The sequence below is a fragment of the Rickettsia senegalensis genome, from assembly GCF_056135685.1.
The window spans coordinates 1,229,689-1,251,480 of the sequence record NZ_JBVYTQ010000001.1 but is presented as its reverse complement, the minus strand read 5'-3'; the positions used below and the strand labels follow the sequence as shown (position 1 = coordinate 1,251,480).

Below are 21,792 nucleotides of genomic sequence, written 5' to 3'. Positions count from 1 at the left end.
TGAGCTCCTTGCTCTTTTTGAAGTTGATCTTCGTATACTCAGTTCTTATTTATTTGTAGTGTACTATTTTTAACGGAGAAAATTATGGCAAGAATTACAGCAGAAGATTGTAATAAAATTATACCGGATAGGTTTCGGCTTGTTGTACTAGCAACAAGATATGCTAAATTATTAAATTATAAAGTAGAAACTAATCAAATCAAAAAAGAAAAGCGTGATAAACCTCCTGTTATCTCATTACGTAGAATTGCTGCCGGAAAAGTATCGGTAGAACAGTTAGAACAAGACCTAATAAATAGTCTGCGTACAAAAACTATGATAGAGCCAATTGTTAATCAGGATGAATCAGAAGATATAGAAGAAAAATTTGAGTATTTACCTGAGGTTTGTATAACGGAAGATTACTCTGATTTAGATGATCAAATTTTTATTGATGAGACCGGTGATGATTTTGAAGATAAGTAAATGTTTATCGGTGTCGGTACTGATATAGTACAAATTCCTAGAATCGAAAAAATATTACATTTATATCCAGAACTTTTTGCTCAAAAAATTCTAACTTCGAAGGAGTTAGCGCAGTTTAGTTTATTGGACAAAACAAGTCATGCTGTATTTTTAGCAAAGCGTTTTGCTGCTAAAGAAGCTGTAAGTAAAGCCTTTGGAATCGGTATAGGTCAAGGTATAAATTTAAAAGATATTACTATACTAAATGATAATTTGGGCAAGCCTATAGTAGAAGTGAGTTCAAACTATACAAAAAAACTCCCACCTTTTAATATTCACCTGTCTCTTTCTGATGATTACCCTATATGTGTAGCATTTGCTGTAGTCGAGGGGAAGTTATAGTGTCATTTCTGCGGTATTGTTGCGTGGATACCCAAACCGTCATTGCGAGGAGCGAAGCGATGTGGCAATCTCATGAAGTAATAACACAAACTCCTGAGATTGCTTCGTCAAAACTTACAGTTTTTCCTCGCAATGACGACTTGGTATGCGGGGAATGTCCGCTCTAGCGAAATATAAATCACGCTCCGGCTTTGTTGTCTGCTTTGGGTAACATAATTTTTAAATCGGCTTTAGCTTCTAAATCAGAAATATATTTCTTTAGTACTTCTGCAGCTAATATATTATCAATAGTTACTTTTGCTTCTTCCTTTGTTGGAATAGGCGCAGGTTTTTTTTCAAGCACTTTGATAATATGCCAACCGAAATCGGTTTTTACAGGAGTTGAAACTTCATTTACTTTTAAAGCAAAAGCTTTCTTCTCAAATTCCGGTACTAACTGTCCAGGTTGATTTAATAGAATGTAACCTATAACTCCGCCGTTTGAAGCTGAAGCTTTATCAAGAGATGATTCTTCTGCAAGCTTAGTGAAATTTCCACCTTTGCTTAATTTGGTCTTTATATCGTTAGCTTCTTTTTGGGATTTAACTAAAATATGAGCAACTTTTATTTGCTCTTTACCTTTAAGATTACCGACATATTTATTATATTCGTTATCAAACATCTTATCTGTAATATTAGATTTTATATAATTTGCCAATAATTCTTGTTGAGCTAATTGATTTTTTGCATTTTCAAGTTTTTCTTGGAATTCTTTAGAAGAAGTAATATTTGACTTAGCAACTTCTTCTTTTAACAACAGATTATTAACATAAATTTTTATTAATTTTTCCTGATCTTGCGGTGGAAAATCATTAAAATTTTTGATTGTTTCACCTGATTGAAGATTAAGCTGAGGCTTAAATTCTTTCATAATTTGCGATTCTTTTACTTCACCGCCTTTATAGGTAGCAACTACTTTGTCTTGATCGGCAAAAGTAATACCGGAAAGCATGCTAACTGATAAAAATATAACAGATAATTTTTTCATTTATGACTCATAATTGTGTTAAACATAAGCTTAAATTTTATAAAAATAATATATAACCGTCAACAGCTATTTGAGAATATTTTATTTATTAATAATAATTTACAAATATTTGTAGTAAAAAATGCCTTTCAATAAATAAATTATTCATTTAAATAAAATTATAACATTTGATAATTTTATAAAATATACCTATATTTAAGTACTAAAATACTAAAAATATCATAAGGACTTTAATGCTTTCTATTTTAAAAAAACTTTTCGGTACTGCAAATGATCGTACTGTAAAAAAACTATTTTCTGAAATTACAAAAATTAACTCACTTGAGCCTGCTATACAAAAATTATCAGATGAGGAGTTAAAGAATAAAACTGTAGAGTTTAAAGAAAAGCTTAAAAACGGAGCTACTTTAGACGATATAGTATATGAGGCGTTTGCGGTAGTTAGGGAAGCGGCTAGAAGAGTTTGCGGTATGCGTCATTTTGACGTTCAGCTTATAGGCGGTCTTATATTACATAGAGGCATGATTACCGAAATGCGTACCGGTGAGGGTAAGACCTTAGTTGCAACACTTCCTGCTTATTTAAATGCTTTAACCGGAAAAGGTGTACATGTTGTAACCGTCAATGATTATTTGGCAAGCCGCGATTCTACTTCCATGGGTAAAATTTACAATTTTTTAGGTTTATCGGTTGGATGTATTGTTGTCGGCATGCCTGATGAAGCAAAACGAGTCGCCTATAATGCCGATATTACTCATGCCACAAATAATGAACTCGGTTTCGATTATTTAAGAGATAATATGAAGTATAACTTGCAGGAGCGAGTACTTCGTCCTTTTAATTTTGCTATCATCGATGAGGTTGATTCGATTTTGATAGATGAAGCAAGAACTCCGCTCATTATATCGGGTCCGGTGAATGATAATTCGGAATTATACGGTAAAATTGATAAAATTGTACGCCTGCTTAATATAAGTGATTTTGAAAAAGATGAAAAATTAAAAACTATCAATTTAACGGAAACCGGTATTACACATATAGAATCACTTTTAAGTAAAGAACATCTTATAAAGCCTGATTCCGGTTTATATGATTTTGAGAATCTAACTTTAGTACATTATGTTAATCAAGCCTTAAGAGCTCATAATATGTTTACTATTGATGTAGATTATTTAGTGCGTGAAGGTAAGGTAATGATTATCGATGAATTTACCGGCCGTGTAATGGAGGGGCGGAGATATTCGGAAGGGTTACATCAAGCATTAGAAGCAAAAGAAAATGTAAAAATTCAAAATGAAAACCAAACTCTTGCATCTATTACTTTCCAAAATTATTTCCGTAATTATCCTAAATTATCGGGTATGACCGGTACGGCTATGACCGAAGCACCGGAACTAAAAGACATATATAATCTCGATGTGGTTGCAGTTCCAACCCATAATAAAGTTACAAGGCTTGACCTTGATGATGAGATTTACGGTAGTAAAAAAGAAAAATATGATGCTATCTTAAAGCTAATTAAGGATTGTTACGATCGTGGTCAGCCTGTACTTGTCGGTACGATAAGCATAGAAAAGTCAGAAGAGCTTTCAAGCGTTTTAAATAAAGAAAAAATTCCTCATAAAGTTTTAAATGCTAAGTTCCATGAGCAGGAAGCTTTTATTATTGCTCAAGCAGGTAGGTTTAAGGCAGTAACGATTGCAACCAATATGGCAGGGCGAGGTACTGATATTATGCTTGGCGGTAATCCTGAAATGCTAATAGAGCAGCTGGATAATGATCATAATTACGAAGCTAAAACAGCTGAAATAAAAACTCAAATTGCTGAAGAAAAGAAGCAAGTTATTGAAGCAGGCGGTTTATTTGTGATAGGTACGGAAAGGCATGAAAGTCGTAGGATAGATAATCAGCTAAGAGGAAGATCGGGTAGACAAGGCGATCCCGGTAAGACTAAGTTTTTCCTATCTCTTGATGATGATTTGATGCGTATTTTTGCATCAGATCGTATATCAGGAGTTCTTAGAACACTTGGATTGAAAGATGGAGAGGCGATCCACCATCCGATGATTAGTCGTTCACTTGAGAAAGCTCAGCAAAAAGTTGAAGGCCATAACTACGAGATGCGTAAAAATTTATTACGTTTTGATGATGTAATGAATGACCAACGTAAGATAATATACGAGCAACGTACTGAAATTATTAAATCTAAAGATAGTCACGGTTTCTTAAATAGTACTACTGAGGAACTCGCTAAAAAGATAGTATTAACTTTTATGCCGGTAGGCTCTTATAGAGAAGATTGGGATATAGAAAATTTAAGCGTAGAATTACATCGTGTCTTTTCTATGAAATTTGATCATAATTTAGTCAGTAAAAATGACGTAACGGAAGAAGAAATCACGAAAATCGTTATACAAACGGCTCATGATATATACAAGTCAAAAGAAGAAGCTTATAGTAGTGAGTTAATGCATAATGCCGTGAAGTATATTTTACTAACTATTCTCGATCAAGTTTGGAAAGACCATTTATATAGCTTAGATCATTTAAGACAAGGCATATCGCTTAGAGCTTATGCTCAAAAAGACCCTCTTAGCGAGTATAAAAGAGAGGCATTTAATTTATTCGAGCAGATGCTCAATAATTTAAAAGAATTATTTATTCAAACAGTATATCACTTCCATATCGACTTAAAACATATTCAAAAAGAAGATGTTTCGCTTGAGCATAAAAAACTTCAGAAAAATATGCGAGAAAGTCGGGAGGATCCGGCATTTAGTAAATACAATGCAGGAAGTAGCCTTGAGACTGACCTTAAACCAGTCGTATCACGTATTGACCCAAAAGATAGAAACCCTGATGATCCTACTAGCTGGGGGAGGGTATCTCGTAATGAGCTATGCCCGTGCGGTTCAGGCAAGAAATATAAATATTGTCATGGTGCAAATGAGTAGATGAAAACCACCTTACCTGAACGTTCTCTTAAGATCCAAGCTAGGCTTAATTTTATAATGCAGCAGATTTTAGATATTGCACAGGATAAAATTACTATGATTATTTTGTATGGCTCTTTTGCTAGAGGCGACTGGGTACGTGATTTACCTAACGGTTACCATAGCAATACTGATATCTTGATAATTTTAAAAAAGGTAAATATAAAGGGCATACTGCTTTAAGGTTAGAAGATAATATATATAAAAGATTAGAAAAAACAGGAGTAATAAAACCTCAGATTATCCCGTATGATTCAGAGATATCTATAATTCTAGAGTCAATAAACGAGGTAAATAAGCAGTTGGAGATAGGGCGTTATTTTTACACGGATATTAAGAAAAGAAGGTATTCTTTTATATGATAGCGGGGAATTTACGCTTAGTGAAGCTAAAGATTTACCTTGGAGCGAGATGAAAGAAATCGCTAAAGATTATTATGAAGAATGGTTTGATAAAGGTAAAAGTTTTTTAGATTGTAAAAATCGGTCGTGCCTCCGTATTGCAGTTTAGAGTAAATAGTCTATAATCCTCAAACAGTAATAAGAGAGAATTATAGTTAAGGAGTTATGGCAAAAATAGATGTTAAGTGTAGATATTGTAACAACACAGAAGAAGTAATAAAGTCAGGATATTCAATTTCAAAACAACAGAGATATCAATGCAAGCGGTGTAATCGATATTTTCAATTGGAGTATATTAATAATGCATCTAAGCCTGGAGTTAAGGAGCAAATAGTAGAAATGTCAATCAACGGCTCTGGAGTTAGAGATACAGTAAGAGTATTAAAAGTGGGTATCAATACAGTTATCCGTGTTTTAAAAAAATCTAGTATTAAAAAACAATAAATCATTCTATCAGTACAACAGAAGTAATTATTGCTCCTGAGATAGATGAACAATGGTCTTATGTACAGAATAAATCCAGACAACGATGGCTTTGGTATGCCTTGGATAAGATTTCGTTAAAAGTAGTTGCTTATACGTTTGGTACAAGATGTGATAGCACATTAGAATCATTACTGAAAAACTAGAGAATTTCAAGGTGACTTTTTACTATACAGATGGATGGGGGAGTTATGCTAGGTTATTAGACCCTAAAAAGCATATTATCAGTAAAAAATACACTCAACGGATAGAACGAAGTAACTTGAACCTTAGAACGAGATGCAAGAGGCTTGCACGTAAGACAATCTGCTTTTCCAAGTCATTGGATATTCATGATAAGGTTATTGGTACTCTTATTGAACGTATAGCTTTTTAATAGGCGTAACTGCAATATGGAGGCATGACCGAAAATCCGGAGAAACACCGTTACATACGGTTGCTAAAAACGTTAGATATGCTTCTAAAGATATTAAGGATGATGAAATATATAAACTGTTAGTATCATATGGTGCTGATACCAACGCAAAAGTAGAATTTAGAGGAGTAGGGTTTAGTATATATGACGGAAAAACGGTATCAGAAATAGCATAATTTAAAGTAGCATTAGTCGGTGAAAGTGAATAATAGCGGAAGAATAACAATTTTCTGCAGATACTAGACGGTAGTTATTGACAAGTTTAGGAAAAAGTTTTATATTCTTCACAAGTTTAAAAAAAAGTTAATAGTGTATGTCTAAAGCTAAAGCAAAAACAGCTTCCAAAAATAACCCGACTTCTAGGGAACAAGCTAAAGAATATTTTCATAACGGTCAGAAAATCAAACCGGTAAAGCTTATTGCTGCTCAAAATTCCTTTCTAGCTGCTGAATATGAATCTTCCGGGGATTTAGTCGTAGGAAGTAACGGTCAGCCATTGCCTTGGGGATTAGTTAAAAGCTTATCTTAATTACTTACAAACAATATACCTTCTCCACAATCGGGGGCATAGCTCAGGGGTAGAGCATCTGCTTTGCACGCAGAGGGTCAAGGGTTCGATTCCCTTTGTCTCCACCAGTTCCTACAAGGGTTTCAGAGCTTTTTGAAATTTAGCAAAAACTTTGAATGTTCCTTTTATGTTCCAAAATGTCTAATTTTTGTATTAAATCTCTTTTAAATTCCGAATTTTAAATATTATCAAAAAAAACTAACTTTGTATATTTCTTAAATCAACCTCAATTTATTTATTTACACCTTTAATTAAATTTCTATTGCATTCTTAAAACCCCTTATTATCTGTCTATAAGCTTATTTTTAACAAAATATTAAAATTTACAGAATTTAATAATAATAGAAATATGAAAGAATTAATAGAATTTTTAAAGCAAAAAGGATTTACCAAGGAAGCGACAAGTTTAACGAATGGTGCTACTAAACTTAAACTTGAATATTTATGGGATGAAGATGCAATAGAAATTGCTAAGTTTCTTAGGACAGATACTACCTTAACACATTTTGAACTTGAAGAGAGTTTAATAGAACATACCGGGATAGAAGCAATTACCCAAGCTATACAAACGAATTATACTATCACTAATTGTACAATTTTTTTAGCAGATAAGTATGTAGAAATAGTGGGAACTGAATACTGCTACGAAGAAATTTTATACGAAGAAACAAAGAAAATTAAACCACTAATTGATCGTAATAAAGAATATGTAAGGAAATTATCATTATTTATAAATAATCTTTTTTCTATTGATAATGAAAATATAACTTTTAACCTTAAAAATTTTATGGCTTTAAACTTTTATCGCATAGCTGATAAACAATTATTAAAAGAGTATTTAAGGGAGCAACAGGTTAGTGATATTGAAACCAAGTTAAAAAAAGTATGTGACTTTACAAAAGCTTACCCTTTTACTCTTTCTTATATATATAAAAATATTAATTCAATTAATGAAACAACTATATTGTGCTTACCTGATGAAAATTCAGAGGAAATAAATAAAATAGAAGAAGTTAAGACTACAGGTAATGATTATTGCACTTTATCGTAGATTAAAAAATTATTTAATTACAATTAAGCATAAAATAAGCATAAAAATTTTTAATAAGCAACTATGGAATTAATTAGGTAAATAGGCTTAAGCCTAGATTGAATCAAGGCTAATCTAAATTAGTTGACTTTCAAGGCGATAACAGAGTTTTAGATTCGGATGCAAGCAAGTAGCTTGAAAGTAAGTGCAAATATAAATGATAGTATTAGCTTGTTAGGTGGTGATAACTAACAGTTTTTAGTAGAATAAATTCTTATGCTGCTTGTAAATTTTGTTGCATAAAAAACTATCGTCGTTTAGGTGTAATAGTTGAGATTTAATCTTACATTTAGTAAAATTAAGATAATATTAAATGGAGGATTAGAGATGAATCTAAATCAAAAAATAATAAAGCCAAAAATAGGATTACTAGAATTAGCTAGGAGTCTTGGTAGTATATCGTCAGCATATAAAGCTATGGGTTACAGTAGAGACAGTTATTATAGGTTTAAAGAGTTATATGAAACAGGAGGAGAAGAAGCATTATATGAGATTAGTCGGAAGAAGCCAATTATAGCGAATAGAGTTGATCCTGCCGTAGAGAGAGCAGTATTAGATATGGCAATAGAATACCCCGCTTATGGTCAGCTGCGAGTATCAAATGAGCTTAAAAAGACTGGTATTCTTGTATCACCTGGAGGAGTTAGATCTATTTGGCTACGTAATGATTTAAATAATATCAATAAAAGACTTAAAGCATTAGAAGCCAAAATGGCTCAGGATGGTATTGTTCTTACCGAAGCTCAGTTACAAGTATTAGAGAAACGGCGTAGCGAGAAAGAAGCTCATGGTGAGATTGATACACAGCATCCAGGTTATCTAGGATGCCAAGACACATATTATGTAGGTAATTTTAAAGGCATAGGCAAGGTATATTCTCAAGTGTTTATTGATAGTTACACTCGGGTTGCAGAGGCTAAACTATATACTGATAAAACAGCACTTACCGCTGCTGACATGCTTAATGATAGAGTGTTACCATGGTATGAGAGTCAGCAAATACCAGTACTTCGTATTTTAACTGATAGAGGTGGTGAGTATAAAGGTAATATAGAACATCATGCTTTTGAATTGTTCTTAAGCATTGAGGGTATTGAGCATACTACTACTAAAGCATATTCTCCTCAAACAAATGGTATGTGTGAACGTTTTAATAAAACTATGAAACAAGAATTCTTTGATACTGCTATGCGTAAAAAGATCTATACTGATCTTGATGATCTACAACTAGATCTTGATATTTGGCTAGAATATTATAATAATGAAAGACCGCATTCCGGTAAATATTGCTATGGAAAAACACCTATGCAGACTTTTATGGATAGTAAAAAGTTAGCTGTTGAAAAGAATAACGAAATCTTATATCTTGAATACTCATCTGACAGTCATAACTTATCAGACATTCAGATATAATTTTTATAATGTCTGTAAGATTAAATCTTGACTTCTACACTGGCAAATCGTTTACTTGCCTCCACCAAATATCTTCAGATTTTCTAACCTTCCTTAAATTTCTTTAAAAATTCATATGCTACAAATAAACTAGTTTTTTATTCATAAATAAATATTTTATCATTAATTTTAAACTATAAACAAATATAATAGTTGAAAAAGTAATTGCTGCCATCTATTTTATGAAAACTAGATTGTTTGCTTTTCAGTTTTTAACCTACATAATCTATCACTAGATAAAATAAATCAAATCAAAGATATGACTGATCAAGTAAAACAAAATCAAATAAATAGTGCTGCTTGGGTTGCTTGTGATACTTTTCGAGGCGTGATAAGATGCAGCAAATTATAAAGATTACATATTAGTAATGCTATTCTTTAAATATATTTCAGATGTTTGGCTAGTACGTTCAAAAAAATATAAAGAAAAATATAAAAACGAGCCTTCAAGAATTGAACAGCAATTAGAACGAGAACAATTTGTAATACCGGAAAATGCAAATTTTTATGATATATTTATAAAACGAAATGAAAATAATATCGGTGAACTTATAAATAAAGCTTGAGATCAAATAGAAGAGAAGAATTTTACTAAATTAGAAGGAGCATTCCGTAATATCGATTTTAACTCGGAGTCTAATTTAGGTAAGACCAAAGAACGAATTCGTCGTTTAAAATTGCTATTAGAAGATTTTAATAGGCCGGAATTAGATTTAAGTCCTGACAGAGCCAGTGAAGATATTATAGGCGAATGTTATATTTATCTAATATCACGCTTTGCTTCAGATGCAGGCAAAAAAGCCGGTGAATTTTATACTCCTACTGCCGTATCAACTTTACTTGCAAAGCCTACTGCTCCAAAGCCCGGCAACATAATTTGTGATCCGGCTTGCGGTTCAGATTCGCTTTTAATTCGAGCAGCTAAAGAGGTAATGGAGGAAGCAAAAAAGAATAAACAGCTAAATAAACATAATTATGCACTTTATGGTCAAGAAATGAATAATGCAACATGGGCATTAGCACAGATGAATATGTTTTTACATGAGGAAGGTGGAGCGCAATTTACTTGATCAATATTGGACTAAATCTAGAACAACAAAAACAGTACATGTACCTAATGTCAATGAGGTTTGGAGTGGTGACATTACTTACATTAGAACTCATGATGGCTTTATGTATATGGCGGCTATTATAGACTGGCATAGCAAAGCTATATTAAGTTATAAATTATCCAATTCTATGGATGCAACTCTTGTTACTGATGTCTTGAAGGATGCCCTTAATAAATATAATGCTCCAAAGATATTTAATAGTGATCAGGGTAGTCAATATACTAGTCATGACCATATACAGATACTAAAAGATAATAATATTCAAATCTCAATGAATGGAAAAGGTCGAAGTATTGATAATATCGTAATAGAGAGATTTTTTAGGACTATAAAATATAACTGTATATTTATTAATGATTTTAAAAATATTAAAGAACTGAGGATAGGTATTGATAATTATCTGTATAAGTATAATTATCAAAGATTTCATTCGGGTATTGGTTACAAAAAACCTATGGATGTTTATCTGAATTATACGCAAAATTATTATCAATTAGCTGCTTAACAATATAATAAAAATAGGAAACGAATTTGATTATTTTTTGTCTTGATTTCTCAGTCCATTATATTTATAGCTATAGTTCCAACATTTTTGGGTTCTATAGAAGAGTGTTGGCTAAATTGAGTTATAGTTGCTATTCTATCCGTTTTAATTACCTGAGAATATTTAAAAACATGAGCTTTTTTCATAATAATTACCTATAAATTGTTGTATTAAAATATTAAAATTGTAAATAAAAAATCAATATTATAATACTAAGAAATTATATTTAGGTTAACAAATGAGTTTAAAATCCGCTTGGCTTGATACGCCTCTTGGTTCAATGCTGGTAATTAGTGATGAAGAGAGGCTTTATTTACTCGATTTTGCTGAAAGTAAAGGGTTAGAGCATAAAATTAAAAGACTTAAAGCTAAAACAAAATCAGCTATTACGGAAGATCGCACTAAACCTATTCTATCAATTGAAGAGGAGTTAAAATTGTACTTTAACGGTACTTTGCAAAAATTTAATACTTCTATATATCTTTTAGGAAGCGAATTTCAAAAATTAGTATGGCAAGAGCTAATGAATGTACCTTACGGTGAAACAAGAAGTTACTTTACTCAAGCTAAATTAATAGGTAGAGAAAGATCTTATAGAGCCGTTGCAAATGCTAACGGAGCAAATAAATTCGCTATAATTATTCCCTGCCACCGCATCATCAATAATAACGGCGAGCTTGGGGGCTACGGCTCAGGGCTAGATCGTAAAAAATGGCTTATTGAACATGAGAGACAGAATTATTAAATAAAAAATCAATGCCTGAATTTCGGTTACAGTGGTTTTAAGAAGTTCGTATAATATAATTATAAATTTATATTATAGGATAAATTAATATGTTTAATGAGCTTCAAATTAATGAGATTCAAAGGCAAGAATATTATCAGGCATTAATTAATAAAGATGATAGATATGAAAATATCTTTTTTTGTAGCGGTTAAAACCACAGGAGTATTTTGTAGACCGACTTGCTCTGCACGAAAGCCTAAATTTGAAAATTGTGAATTTTATAAAACTGCTAAGGAAACTTTGCATGCTTCATATAGACCTTGTCAGCGTTGCAAGCCTCTTTCTCATCCTTACGAAGCTTCAGATTTAGTTCGCACTCTTGTTGACGCTGTTGAGCTTGAGCCTGCTAAGAGGTGGAAAGATAGTGATTTTGATGAGCTATCAGTAGATGCTTCTACAGCACGTCGCAAATTTAAAAAACGTTTTGGTATGACGTTTGTAGAATATGCAAGAGCAAGGCGTATGGGTATTGCGATGAAGCAAATTCGCATGGGTGAATCAGTAATTAATACACAAATTGATATGGGTTATGAGTCAAGTAGCGGTTTTCGAGATGTTTTCTCTAAAATAATGGGCGGACCGCCGACAAAACTTAATAAGCATTTAAATATTTTAAAAGCTGCTTGGTTAGATACCACACTTGGGGCTATGATTGCAATTAGTGATGAAAAGCTACTTTACTTATTAGAATTTGTTGATAGAAGAGGTTTAGAGCTGGAAATTGAAAGGCTAAGAATTAAGACGAAATCTGCTATTATTCCTGGAAGTACTAAACCGATTTTAATGATTGAAGAGGAGCTTAAATTGTACTTTAACGGTACTTTGCAAAAATTTAATACACCTATATATCTTTTAGGGAGCCCATTTCAAAAAATGGTTTGGCAAGAGTTAATTAATATACCTTACAGCAAAACACGAAGTTATTTAAATCAGGCTTAAGTTTTGGGCAAACCTACTTCTTATAGAGCTATTGCAAATGCTAACGGCATGAATCAGTTAGCAATAATTGTTCTTTGCCATCGTATTATTAATAGCAATGGCGAACTTGGAGGATATGGCGGAGGATTACATCGTAAAAATGGCTTATTGAACATGAAAGAAAATTTACAACAAATTAGAAATATTTTACTTGAGAATTCTACTATTCCTTTAGAACGTAGGACGATGTTCTTTAAAACTAATGAAGGAGAGTATGGCGAGCATGATAAATTTATTGGTGTTACTGTGCCGACTTTACGTAAAATAGCTAAAAGTTATTATAATTTAGATGGGGGGGTTTAAGCAGACTTATTACTTCAGAATTTAATGAAGAAAGATTTTTAGCGTTAGCTATTTTGATTATGCAATATCAGAAAGCACAAGATAAAGAGTTTTTATAATTTTTATTTAAACAATATAAAATACGTAAATAATTGGAATTTAGTGGACGCATCAGCTCATCACGCTGTAGGAGCTTATTTATGGGATAAAGAAAAGGACTATCTTTTTACATTAACAAAATCGGAAATTCTTTGGGAGAGACGAATAGCTATGGTCGCTACTTGGTATTTTATCAAAAATAATCAATTAGATACAACTTTTGAAATAGCAAAATTACTCTTAAACGATAAACATGATTTAATGCATAAAGCAGTAGGTTGGATACTACGTGAAGCAGAAAAAAAGATGAAAAACAGTTAATAGATTTTTTTGGATCGTTATATATCACAAATGCCAAGAACCGCAGTTCGTTATGCAATAGAGAAATTTCCTGAAGAGGTACGTAAGAATATTTTGCAAAAAAAATAACTTATGCTAGTATACTCGTTTAATTTGAAAAATTGGCTACGTTATCTTTTGTTGATAATCCTCACGTACTAGTATGTGCGCAGCGTTTATCAGCTTCAAGATGCCTTGCTCTTTTCCAAATTAAACTTCGTTAACCAACTCTTCATTTATTAGATGTATATTCAATTTTAATTTAGCAAAGGTATTATTATGTTAAAAACTTTATTAGTCGGTTTTATAACTTTAATTTGTGCAGTAAGCTATGCTGATGACCAAACAACTCAAAATCCTAATTCTACAAATTCTTCTTCTGATCAGCCCAATGATATATTACCTGCAGAGGCAGCCGTTAACTTTGCCCAGCCTTGGGCAAGACCTACAACAAATGTGCAAGGTAAAGTTAGCAATTCTGCTATGTATTTTACATTAATAAATACTAGAAGTAAGAGTTATAATTTAGTGAATATATCTTCAGATAAGATAAGCGGAATAGAAATCCATCAAACAATTAATGATCAAGGAGTTAGTAAAATGGTAAAAGTCGATTATCCATTTTCAATTGCCGGTAATATTAACGTTGATTTTAAGCCCGGTGGCATGCATGTTATGCTTTATGACCCGAAAGTAGATTTAAACGCAGGAGATGAGTTTAAAATAACCTTTTTCTTCGATGATAACACGACAAAAACGGTTAATGTTAAAGTAGCAAATGATAATCCGTATAATAAAACAGGGAATTAAGAAAAACGTCATTGCGAGCAGCTATAAGCTGCGTGGCAATCTCATGAAATAATAACAAACCCCTACTCCTGAGATTGCTCCGCCAATTACTTCGTAATTTTCCTCGCAATGACGATAGGCTAAACAATATGACCCTAGAAATTACCGGAAGTGAGTTAATTAAATCTAAACTTATAGATGCTCCCGAACGCTGCGGGGTTTATCGGATGTTTGATGTTAACAAGCAGGTGATTTATGTCGGTAAAGCTAAAAATTTAAAGAAACGCCTTACTAATTACATTAAAAGCGATTTAGATAATAAGACGCTTCGGATGATTGCAAATACTTGTTTTTTAGAGTATAGCATCACTAATTCCGAAGTTGAGGCACTCCTTTTAGAAGCCCAACTAATCAAAAAATTTCAGCCGAAATTTAATATTCTTCTTAAGGATGATAAGTCTTTTCCTTTCATCAAGTTACGTTTAGATCATGATTTCCCGCAATTGCTAAAATATCGAGGTAAAACTCTAAGTGACGGGAAGTTTTTCGGTCCTTTTGCTTCGAGTGCGAAAGTTAATACTACTTTAACGAAATTGCAAAAAATCTTTAAATTACGTTCCTGCGCGGATAATTACTTTAATTCACGTACTCGTCCTTGTCTGCAATATGAAATAAAACGTTGTTATGCTCCTTGCGTCGGTAAAATAAATAAGGAGGACTATAAGGGCTTAGTATCTCAGGTTAAAGATTTCTTACGAGGTCGTACTAAAGAACTTCAAGAGAACTTATCTAAAAAGATGGAAGAACTAAGTAGTCAGATGCGTTTTGAAGAGGCGGCAGAAATTAGAGACCGTATTAAGGCACTTAGTTATGTGCAGCTTAAGGCAGGTGTTTCAGATATTGTTAAAGACGCAGATATAATCGCTATTGTAGAAAAGAACGGACATTATTGTGTGGAAGTGTTTTTATATAGGGCAGGGCAAGCATGCGGTAATATTCCTTATTTTCCTACTTCTACTGAAAATAGTACCAAAGAAGAAGTATTAGAATATTTTTTATTACAATTTTATCAAAAACAACAAGTTCCTGCGGAAATTATAATTAATCATGAAATTAATGATAAAGAGAATGTGATAGAGGCGATTAAAAAAATCAATAATATTACTAAACTCAATATTATAATACCTATTAGTGGCGGTAAAGCCAAGCTAGTTCAGAATGCCGCAATAAATGCTTTATTCTCTCTAGAGCAATATTTGAAGAAATTTGCAAAAAATCAAGAGATTATGCTTGAAATCAAAGAGCTATTTGGTCTTTCTGAAATTCCTGAAAGAATTGAGATTTATGATAATAGTCATATTCAAGGTAAGTTTGCAGTCGGCGTTATGGTAGTTGCCGGTAAAGCCGGTTTTGATAAAAAGGAATACCGGGTTTTTAATTTAAATATATATCATTCAAGTGCTCTATTATGTCATTCCCGCTCTCTCGTATGTCATCCCCGCGAAAGCGGGGATCCAGAAAGGTTAATGGATTCCTGCTTTCGCAGGAATGACATAAAAGATGACGGGTATGACATTGTAGGTGACGATTATGAAATGCTCAGGCAAGTTTTAACACGAAGATTAACTAGACTTAAGAATGAACCGCATAAATTGCCAAGTTTGATGATTATAGACGGCGGCAGGGGGCATTTAGGCGTAGTTAAAGAGGTAATGGATAAATTTGAAATGAATATTCCTTTTGTTTGTATGTCAAAAGGAGTAGATAGAAATGCCGGTCTTGAGCAGTTCCATATGACAGGTAAAGAAGTATTTACTCTGGATAAAAATTTGCCGATTATGAAATATTTACAAATCTTGCGGGATGAGGCGCATAATTTCGCCATAAAGAATCATAGACTCGGTAGATCGCGTGCCATAAAATTATCAAGCCTTGATGATATAGATGGTATAGGTGAAACTCGTAAAAAAGCATTGCTGTACTATTTCGGTTCTTATAAAGCAGTATGTGATGCAACAATAGATGAGCTTACTAAAGTAAACGGTATTAACAAGTCACTTGCCGAGATGATTTTTAGAACGTTGCATAAGAGCTTATGAATAATTACTCATAATGTCCCCACATGCTAAGTATTTTTATAATTTTTTTATCCTCTAATATTTCATAAACCAGTCTATGTTGTAAATTAATTCTTATAGAACGTTTACCAACTAAATCGCGATAAAGTTTTTTACTATTTAATGGCATTGAATTTATTGTTAAGGATTTACATAAATTTTCTGCTTTATCGGCTAATTTAGCTGCTTTTAAATTTTGTATATCTTCAATTGCTTTTTTTTGTGTACAGTATAGTATATATCATTTCCATGCTTCTTCATGGCTAATACATTCTTCTAACGGTTCTTTACTAGCTTCAATGATTCTTTTTACTAAGCCTGGTTTAGAGTACAAATATAAAGTTTCTTGTAATCCCTCGTAATCTTGTTCTGATATGATTACCGCATTATTACGTTTTCCCTTTATATAAATAGGCTCATGAGTTTTATTTGTTTCATCAATAAGAGTAAATAATTTAGCTCGTGCTTGCGAGCTTGTGTAAATAGCCACAATATTATCTCTACAATAAGTTTTATAATCAAGTGTACCACATTATGTACGTAATAGCAATAATTTGTTTTAAATATCAGTTTCATATAGAAAAAACTAATTTTATAACTCATAATTATATGGTAGTATGAGTTATAAAATAAATATTTATAGCTCATGATATGGAATTGGCAGCATAAAGATTGACCTAACTTTAAATATAATTAGAAACATATATTAAATTTAGGGTCATGCCTCCATATTGCAGTTATGCCTATTAAAAAGCTATACGTTCAATAAGAGTACCAATAACCTTATCATGAATATCCAATGACTTGGAAAAGCAGATTGTCTTACGTGCAAGCCTCTTGCATCTCGTTCTAAGGTTCAAGTTACTTCGTTCTATCCGTTGAGTGTATTTTTTACTGATAATATGCTTTTTAGGGTCTAATAACCTAGCATAACTCCCCCATCCATCTGTATAGTAAAAAGTCACCTTGAAATTCTCTAGTTTTTTCAGTAATGATTCTAATGTGCTATCACATCTTGTACCAAACGTATAAGCAACTACTTTTAACGAAATCTTATCCAAGGCATACCAAAGCCATCGTTGTATGGATTTATTCTGTACATAAGACCATTGTTCATCTATCTCAGGAGCAATAATTACTTCTGTTGTACTGATAGAATGATTTATTGTTTTTTAATACTAGATTTTTTTAAAACACGGATAACTGTATTGATACCCACTTTTAATACTCTTACTGTATCTCTAACTCCAGAGCCGTTGATTGACATTTCTACTATTTGCTCCTTAACTCCAGGCTTAGATGCATTATTAATATACTCCAATTAAAAATATCGATTACACCGCTTGCATTGATATCTCTGTTGTTTTGAAATTGAATATCCTGACTTTATTACTTCTTCTGTGTTGTTACAATATCTACACTTAACATCTATTTTTGCCATAACTCCTTAACTATAATTCTCTCTTATTACTGTTTGAGGATTATAGACTATTTACTCTAAACTGCAATACGGAGGCACGACCTGAAATGATTGCCCTTGGGAAAGCTCAATATAGCTTTTAGAATTATATAAAATTTAATTATTTTTATACTCTAAGCGCTATACTGACTTTTTTTAATCTCCACGCAACAACGCCTTGCGAGAAGAATTACAACGTAATTCGACGAAGCAATCTCAGGAGTATTATTTCATGAGATTGAGATTGCCGCGTCGCTTCGCTCCTCGTAATGACGGTTCGGGCATATGGCTGCTCGCAATGACGTTTCGACCAAAAATAAATATCATAAGACTCATCATCGTTCCTATAAACACCCCTCTAAGGTTGAAATATTGTAACGATAAAGAATAATATTCCCACGTTAAAAAAGTAGCTGCTCCGCCGAGTGATGATAAGACCATTACGGTTTTAGATGTTCTGATACCGAAAAGCGTTGTTATTAACGGTACTAATATTACTGGTCCCCAGAAACCGGTAAAGAACACTACTAAATCAATTACGTTACTAAATTTTAAGGCTACAATTATCGCAAAACTTCCTATTATAATGTTAATAATTCGAGCAATTAATAATAATTTTTGCTGATTTTTTACTTTAAGTATAGGGTTAATTATGTCCTTAACGAGAGCTATAGAAGTAACGTTTAAATCAGAATCGGCAGTAGACATAACGGCAGCTAAGAGTCCGCTCATTACTACCCCTTGAATTAAAGGCGGAATAATTTGGTTGATTAAATAAGGTAATACTAAATTTGACGGTTGGTTTGGATAAAGCTTATAAGCAATTAAACCGTTTAAAGTAATGCAAATCAAGAAGAAAAAATATATAGCGGATTTTGCATATATTGCTTTAGTTGTTTGCGTAGGATTGTTATTAATTAAAGCTCTTTGAATAAATGTAGGATATAGATTCATGACGCTAAAGCTTAAAGTTGCTGCAATCGTATAAGAAAGTAGGTTGCTCTGATCAAAATTTACATTTTCCGTAGGTAGGTTATCAATAAAATCTACAAAACCGATTTTATTTAAACTGATAAAAGTTATGGTCGGTATAGCGATTATCATTGCCAAAAATTGTAGTAAATTAGTAAAAACAATAGATTGTAAGCCGCCGATTGTAGTATATATAAGTACTATACTATAACTTAAAATTACTCCATTTACATAATTTATTTCTAAGATATATTGAAAAATATAGCCACTTACGCTTATTTGAGCAGCCAAAAACCCTACTGAAACAATGACTGAGCTAACACCGCCGGTAAAACGACCGATGTTACCGTAATATGTACTCAGGATATCGCCGATGCTTTCAGCTCCGTAATGTTTGGCAATTAAAGGCACTATATAGATCGCAATTAATATATCTATAGGTATTGTAAGCATCAAAGCATAGGCATAATATCCATGTCTTAAAAAAACCTTTTCCATAATACCGAAAGTGGTAGCACCTCCGACAGAGCTTGCAAATATTGTAGCTATTAATAACAGTTTACTATTTTTCGCTTTACTTTCGACATTTGCATAGTTCTTAAAACTACTATGTTTAGCTCGGTAATATATACCAATGAGTAGAATAGATATTAGATATATGAATACAATAACATTATCTATAGGTATTTTAAACATAAATTAGATTTTTGAAATTCAAAATTTAGTGTTAGTCCACAATAATATATATCTGGTTAAGAATACTAGATCTATAATTATGTATCATAATCTATTCCAAGAAGTTCAGTATCCGGTGTCCAAATATCTTGGTTGAGATCATATTTATATATTTTACCTTGAGGCTTAATTTTTGTTTCAGTAGTTTTTTCTTTGGTGGATAGTTAGAGTTTGATTGAGTTGTAGTTTTTATATTTTTACAATCTTTATGTGTTTTAAAAAAGCCTATTTTAAATTGTGGCATAATTAACTTTTATTTATATAAAAAGTAAGATAATTATTAACATTAATCAATAATTATTGCAAATAAAACATAATAAAAATTAATTTTTTGTATATCAAGCTTGAATTATATGTAGAAGTCAAGATTTAATCTTACAGACATTATAAAAATTATATCTGAATGTCTGATAAGTTATGACTGTCAGATGAGTATTCAAGATATAAGATTTCGTTATTCTTTTCAACAGCTAACTTTTTACTATCCATAAAAGTCTGCATAGGTGTTTTTCCATAGCAATATTTACCGGAATGCGGTCTTTCATTATTATAATATTCTAGCCAAATATCAAGATCTAGTTGTAGATCATCAAGATCAGTATAGATCTTTTTACGCATAGCAGTATCAAAGAATTCTTGTTTCATAGTTTTATTAAAACGTTCACACATACCATTTGTTTGAGGAGAATATGCTTTAGTAGTAGTATGCTCAATACCCTCAATGCTTAAGAACAATTCAAAAGCATGATGTTCTATATTACCTTTATACTCACCACCTCTATCAGTTAAAATACGAAGTACTGGTATTTGCTGACTCTCATACCATGGTAACACTCTATCATTAAGCATGTCAGCAGCGGTAAGTGCTGTTTTATCAGTATATAGTTTAGCCTCTGCAACCCGAGTGTAACTATCAATAAACACTTGAGAATATACCTTGCCTATGCCTTTAAAATTACCTACATAATATGTGTCTTGGCATCCTAGATAACCTGGATGCTGTGTATCAATCTCACCATGAGCTTCTTTCTCGCTACGCCGTTTCTCTAATACTTGTAACTGAGCTTCGGTAAGAACAATACCATCCTGAGCCATTTTGGCTTCTAATGCTTTAAGTCTTTTATTGATATTATTTAAATCATTACGTAGCCAAATAGATCTAACTCCTCCAGGTGATACAAGAATACCAGTCTTTTTAAGCTCATTTGATACTCGCAGCTGACCATAAGCGGGGTATTCTATTGCCATATCTAATACTGCTCTCTCTACGGCAGGATCAACTCTATTCGCTATAATTGGCTTCTTCCGACTAATCTCATATAATGCTTCTTCTCCTCCTGTTTCATATAACTCTTTAAACCTATAATAACTGTCTCTACTGTAACCCATAGCTTTACATGCTGACGATATACTACCAAGACTCCTAGCTAATTCTAGTAATCCTATTTTTGGCTTTATTATTTTTTGATTTAGATTCATCTCTAATCCTCCATTTAATATTATCTTAATTTTACTAAATGTAAGATTAAATCTCAACTATTACAAATTATATGCACTGAATATTTAGGAATTTGAGTATCACAAGTTAGTAGAGTTAACCCTTCTACTATTGCTTGTGCTATCAATAGTCTATCAAAGGGGTCTTTATGGTATAACGGTAAATTTGCAATATAGGTGCTATGTTCTATTGTAATCGGTAATTTTTGAAAATCATTAGCTTCAATGGCTTTTTCTATGTCATTTGGAGCTTCTAGCTTTCCTAAAGATTTTTTAATGGTAATCTCCCATGTGTTTACACTGCTTACGAAAATTATATTATCAGGATTAGCTATAATTTCTGATATTTTATGCGACAGAGTTCTATCATTATTTAACCACTGCAATGAAATATGTGTATCTAATAAATATTTCATCTGAGCCAATTACTTAAAAAACTCCATAAAATCATCAGGCAAATCATCAAAATCCTCTTTTATAACAACTTTACCTTTCCAATAGCCAGGTTTACGCATTTGCTTCTTAGGATTATATTACACAAGCTTAACAGTAGGCTTGCCTGATTTGCATATAATGACTTCTTTACCGTTTGCAGCTAATTTTATTAATTCGGATAAATGAGTTTTTGCATTATGAATGTTAACTATTTGCATTTCAAGCCTTCAAATTTTTAACCAGTTTAAACTAACTTAGTTTAGTTTGATTTAAAGCATATGTCAAGATTTTACGTCATTGCGAGTGACCTTTGCTTTTGGTGTATGGCTCGAGAAGCTTGCCTTATGTCATTCTCAGCTAAAAGCAGGAGTC

Annotated in this window: 21 protein-coding genes, 1 tRNA gene and 6 pseudogenes; 20 read left to right on the top strand and 8 right to left on the bottom strand. The window is 32.2% G+C overall.

Features of this window, described 5'->3' with window-relative positions:
• The first annotated feature begins 84 nt into the window (after positions 1–84).
• Together rpoZ and acpS are read left to right on the top strand one after the other, a co-directional pair.
• Positions 85–465 (top strand): DNA-directed RNA polymerase subunit omega, encoded by a 381-nt coding sequence (gene rpoZ / locus AC0ODJ_RS06890; protein ID WP_011271267.1) that lies wholly within the window; start codon positions 85–87, stop codon positions 463–465.
• Entirely contained in the window at positions 466–846 is a 381-nt protein-coding gene (gene acpS, locus AC0ODJ_RS06885; protein WP_218460634.1) for a holo-ACP synthase, read from the top strand. It abuts the gene before it with no gap.
• A gap of 178 nt (positions 847–1,024) precedes the next feature.
• Here the strand turns inward: acpS and AC0ODJ_RS06880 are convergent, their stop codons facing one another.
• A complete protein-coding gene (locus AC0ODJ_RS06880) occupies positions 1,025–1,873 on the bottom strand; it encodes a foldase protein PrsA (RefSeq protein ID WP_218460636.1) in 849 nt (282 codons plus the stop codon).
• 233 nt (positions 1,874–2,106) lie between these two features.
• Here AC0ODJ_RS06880 and secA point away from each other — a divergent pair, with 233 nt between their 5' ends.
• The 18 genes and pseudogenes from secA to uvrC all read left to right on the top strand — a co-directional run bounded on the left by secA (position 2,107) and on the right by uvrC (position 16,304).
• Complete coding sequence (secA, locus tag AC0ODJ_RS06875) at positions 2,107–4,827, top strand: preprotein translocase subunit SecA (protein ID WP_474465495.1); 2,721 nt, start codon at positions 2,107–2,109, stop codon at positions 4,825–4,827.
• A pseudogene (locus AC0ODJ_RS06870) lies at positions 4,828–5,346 on the top strand (nucleotidyltransferase); the annotation flags it as partial.
• A gap of 86 nt (positions 5,347–5,432) precedes the next feature.
• Positions 5,433–6,126 (top strand): annotated as a pseudogene (locus AC0ODJ_RS06865) (IS1 family transposase).
• A 14-nt stretch (positions 6,127–6,140) separates the two neighbouring features.
• The gene (locus tag AC0ODJ_RS06860) at positions 6,141–6,341 is read left to right on the top strand and encodes an ankyrin repeat domain-containing protein (protein WP_474465832.1); all 201 of its coding nucleotides are present in this window, start codon (positions 6,141–6,143) and stop codon (positions 6,339–6,341) included.
• A 137-nt stretch (positions 6,342–6,478) separates the two neighbouring features.
• Positions 6,479–6,694 carry a hypothetical protein gene (locus tag AC0ODJ_RS06855; RefSeq protein ID WP_014412567.1) on the top strand — a complete coding sequence of 72 codons (216 nt, stop codon included), beginning with the start codon at positions 6,479–6,481 and terminating at the stop codon, positions 6,692–6,694.
• Between the two features lie 32 nt (positions 6,695–6,726).
• Positions 6,727–6,801, top strand: a tRNA-Ala gene (locus AC0ODJ_RS06850).
• 281 nt (positions 6,802–7,082) lie between these two features.
• Positions 7,083–7,784 carry a hypothetical protein gene (locus tag AC0ODJ_RS06845; protein WP_218459765.1) on the top strand — a complete coding sequence of 234 codons (702 nt, stop codon included), beginning with the start codon at positions 7,083–7,085 and terminating at the stop codon, positions 7,782–7,784.
• Between the two features lie 366 nt (positions 7,785–8,150).
• Positions 8,151–9,236 (top strand): IS481 family transposase, encoded by a 1,086-nt coding sequence (locus tag AC0ODJ_RS06840; RefSeq protein WP_121834048.1) that lies wholly within the window; start codon positions 8,151–8,153, stop codon positions 9,234–9,236.
• Positions 9,237–9,643: 407 nt separating this feature from the next.
• The gene (locus AC0ODJ_RS06835; RefSeq protein ID WP_256621356.1) at positions 9,644–9,841 is read left to right on the top strand and encodes a type I restriction-modification system subunit M N-terminal domain-containing protein; all 198 of its coding nucleotides are present in this window, start codon (positions 9,644–9,646) and stop codon (positions 9,839–9,841) included.
• Positions 9,842–9,952: 111 nt separating this feature from the next.
• Entirely contained in the window at positions 9,953–10,345 is a 393-nt protein-coding gene (locus AC0ODJ_RS06830) for an HsdM family class I SAM-dependent methyltransferase (protein ID WP_218460631.1), read from the top strand.
• A gap of 28 nt (positions 10,346–10,373) precedes the next feature.
• Positions 10,374–10,892 (top strand): annotated as a pseudogene (locus tag AC0ODJ_RS06825) (IS3 family transposase); the annotation flags it as partial.
• A gap of 277 nt (positions 10,893–11,169) precedes the next feature.
• Positions 11,170–11,676 carry a methylated-DNA--[protein]-cysteine S-methyltransferase gene (locus AC0ODJ_RS06820; RefSeq protein WP_474465487.1) on the top strand — a complete coding sequence of 169 codons (507 nt, stop codon included), beginning with the start codon at positions 11,170–11,172 and terminating at the stop codon, positions 11,674–11,676.
• A gap of 156 nt (positions 11,677–11,832) precedes the next feature.
• Positions 11,833–12,258: pseudogene (locus tag AC0ODJ_RS06815) on the top strand (Ada metal-binding domain-containing protein); the annotation flags it as partial.
• 30 nt (positions 12,259–12,288) lie between these two features.
• Positions 12,289–12,836: pseudogene (locus tag AC0ODJ_RS06810) on the top strand (methylated-DNA--[protein]-cysteine S-methyltransferase).
• A complete protein-coding gene (locus AC0ODJ_RS06805; RefSeq protein WP_218460070.1) occupies positions 12,811–12,999 on the top strand; it encodes a DNA alkylation repair protein in 189 nt (62 codons plus the stop codon). Before AC0ODJ_RS06810 ends, AC0ODJ_RS06805 begins: the two are co-directional and overlap by 26 nt.
• A gap of 66 nt (positions 13,000–13,065) precedes the next feature.
• Positions 13,066–13,398: a DNA alkylation repair protein gene (locus AC0ODJ_RS06800; protein WP_474465830.1), complete on the top strand. Its 333-nt coding sequence runs from the start codon at positions 13,066–13,068 to the stop codon at positions 13,396–13,398.
• Between the two features lie 297 nt (positions 13,399–13,695).
• Positions 13,696–14,226, top strand: a complete 531-nt coding sequence (locus AC0ODJ_RS06795; RefSeq protein WP_218460071.1) for a copper chaperone PCu(A)C — start codon at positions 13,696–13,698, stop codon at positions 14,224–14,226.
• Between the two features lie 128 nt (positions 14,227–14,354).
• Positions 14,355–16,304 carry an excinuclease ABC subunit UvrC gene (gene uvrC / locus AC0ODJ_RS06790; RefSeq protein ID WP_218460072.1) on the top strand — a complete coding sequence of 650 codons (1,950 nt, stop codon included), beginning with the start codon at positions 14,355–14,357 and terminating at the stop codon, positions 16,302–16,304.
• A gap of 4 nt (positions 16,305–16,308) precedes the next feature.
• Here uvrC and AC0ODJ_RS06785 read toward each other — a convergent pair whose 3' ends face one another.
• The 7 genes and pseudogenes from AC0ODJ_RS06785 to AC0ODJ_RS06755 form a co-directional block, all read right to left on the bottom strand.
• A complete protein-coding gene (locus AC0ODJ_RS06785) occupies positions 16,309–16,524 on the bottom strand; it encodes a type II toxin-antitoxin system RelE/ParE family toxin (RefSeq protein ID WP_236682677.1) in 216 nt (71 codons plus the stop codon).
• A gap of 39 nt (positions 16,525–16,563) precedes the next feature.
• A complete protein-coding gene (locus tag AC0ODJ_RS06780; RefSeq protein WP_218460074.1) occupies positions 16,564–16,812 on the bottom strand; it encodes a type II toxin-antitoxin system Phd/YefM family antitoxin in 249 nt (82 codons plus the stop codon).
• Between the two features lie 256 nt (positions 16,813–17,068).
• Positions 17,069–17,763 (bottom strand): annotated as a pseudogene (locus tag AC0ODJ_RS06775) (IS1 family transposase).
• Between the two features lie 243 nt (positions 17,764–18,006).
• The gene (locus AC0ODJ_RS06770) at positions 18,007–19,449 is read right to left on the bottom strand and encodes a sodium:solute symporter family protein (protein WP_474465479.1); all 1,443 of its coding nucleotides are present in this window, start codon (positions 19,447–19,449) and stop codon (positions 18,007–18,009) included.
• Between the two features lie 432 nt (positions 19,450–19,881).
• Positions 19,882–20,967 carry an IS481 family transposase gene (locus AC0ODJ_RS06765; protein ID WP_127896995.1) on the bottom strand — a complete coding sequence of 362 codons (1,086 nt, stop codon included), beginning with the start codon at positions 20,965–20,967 and terminating at the stop codon, positions 19,882–19,884.
• Positions 20,968–21,020: 53 nt separating this feature from the next.
• On the bottom strand, positions 21,021–21,401 hold the full coding sequence (locus AC0ODJ_RS06760) for a type II toxin-antitoxin system VapC family toxin (RefSeq protein ID WP_218460748.1): 381 nt from the start codon (positions 21,399–21,401) through the stop codon (positions 21,021–21,023).
• A gap of 117 nt (positions 21,402–21,518) precedes the next feature.
• Positions 21,519–21,638, bottom strand: coding sequence for a type II toxin-antitoxin system Phd/YefM family antitoxin (locus AC0ODJ_RS06755; protein WP_218460749.1), 120 nt, complete (start codon positions 21,636–21,638; stop codon positions 21,519–21,521).
• Between the last annotated feature and the right edge of the window lie 154 nt (positions 21,639–21,792).

Coding starts and splice junctions, on each gene's coding strand:
- rpoZ (WP_011271267.1), top strand. CDS start 85: ATGGCAAGAATTACAGCAGAAGATTGTAATAAAATTATACCGGATAGG.
- acpS (WP_218460634.1), top strand. CDS start 466: ATGTTTATCGGTGTCGGTACTGATATAGTACAAATTCCTAGAATCGAA.
- AC0ODJ_RS06880 (WP_218460636.1), bottom strand. CDS start 1,873: ATGAAAAAATTATCTGTTATATTTTTATCAGTTAGCATGCTTTCCGGT.
- secA (WP_474465495.1), top strand. CDS start 2,107: ATGCTTTCTATTTTAAAAAAACTTTTCGGTACTGCAAATGATCGTACT.
- AC0ODJ_RS06855 (WP_014412567.1), top strand. CDS start 6,479: ATGTCTAAAGCTAAAGCAAAAACAGCTTCCAAAAATAACCCGACTTCT.
- AC0ODJ_RS06845 (WP_218459765.1), top strand. CDS start 7,083: ATGAAAGAATTAATAGAATTTTTAAAGCAAAAAGGATTTACCAAGGAA.
- AC0ODJ_RS06840 (WP_121834048.1), top strand. CDS start 8,151: ATGAATCTAAATCAAAAAATAATAAAGCCAAAAATAGGATTACTAGAA.
- AC0ODJ_RS06835 (WP_256621356.1), top strand. CDS start 9,644: ATGCTATTCTTTAAATATATTTCAGATGTTTGGCTAGTACGTTCAAAA.
- AC0ODJ_RS06820 (WP_474465487.1), top strand. CDS start 11,170: ATGAGTTTAAAATCCGCTTGGCTTGATACGCCTCTTGGTTCAATGCTG.
- AC0ODJ_RS06805 (WP_218460070.1), top strand. CDS start 12,811: ATGAAAGAAAATTTACAACAAATTAGAAATATTTTACTTGAGAATTCT.
- AC0ODJ_RS06795 (WP_218460071.1), top strand. CDS start 13,696: ATGTTAAAAACTTTATTAGTCGGTTTTATAACTTTAATTTGTGCAGTA.
- uvrC (WP_218460072.1), top strand. CDS start 14,355: ATGACCCTAGAAATTACCGGAAGTGAGTTAATTAAATCTAAACTTATA.
- AC0ODJ_RS06770 (WP_474465479.1), bottom strand. CDS start 19,449: ATGTTTAAAATACCTATAGATAATGTTATTGTATTCATATATCTAATA.
- AC0ODJ_RS06765 (WP_127896995.1), bottom strand. CDS start 20,967: ATGAATCTAAATCAAAAAATAATAAAGCCAAAAATAGGATTACTAGAA.
- AC0ODJ_RS06760 (WP_218460748.1), bottom strand. CDS start 21,401: ATGAAATATTTATTAGATACACATATTTCATTGCAGTGGTTAAATAAT.
- AC0ODJ_RS06755 (WP_218460749.1), bottom strand. CDS start 21,638: ATGCAAATAGTTAACATTCATAATGCAAAAACTCATTTATCCGAATTA.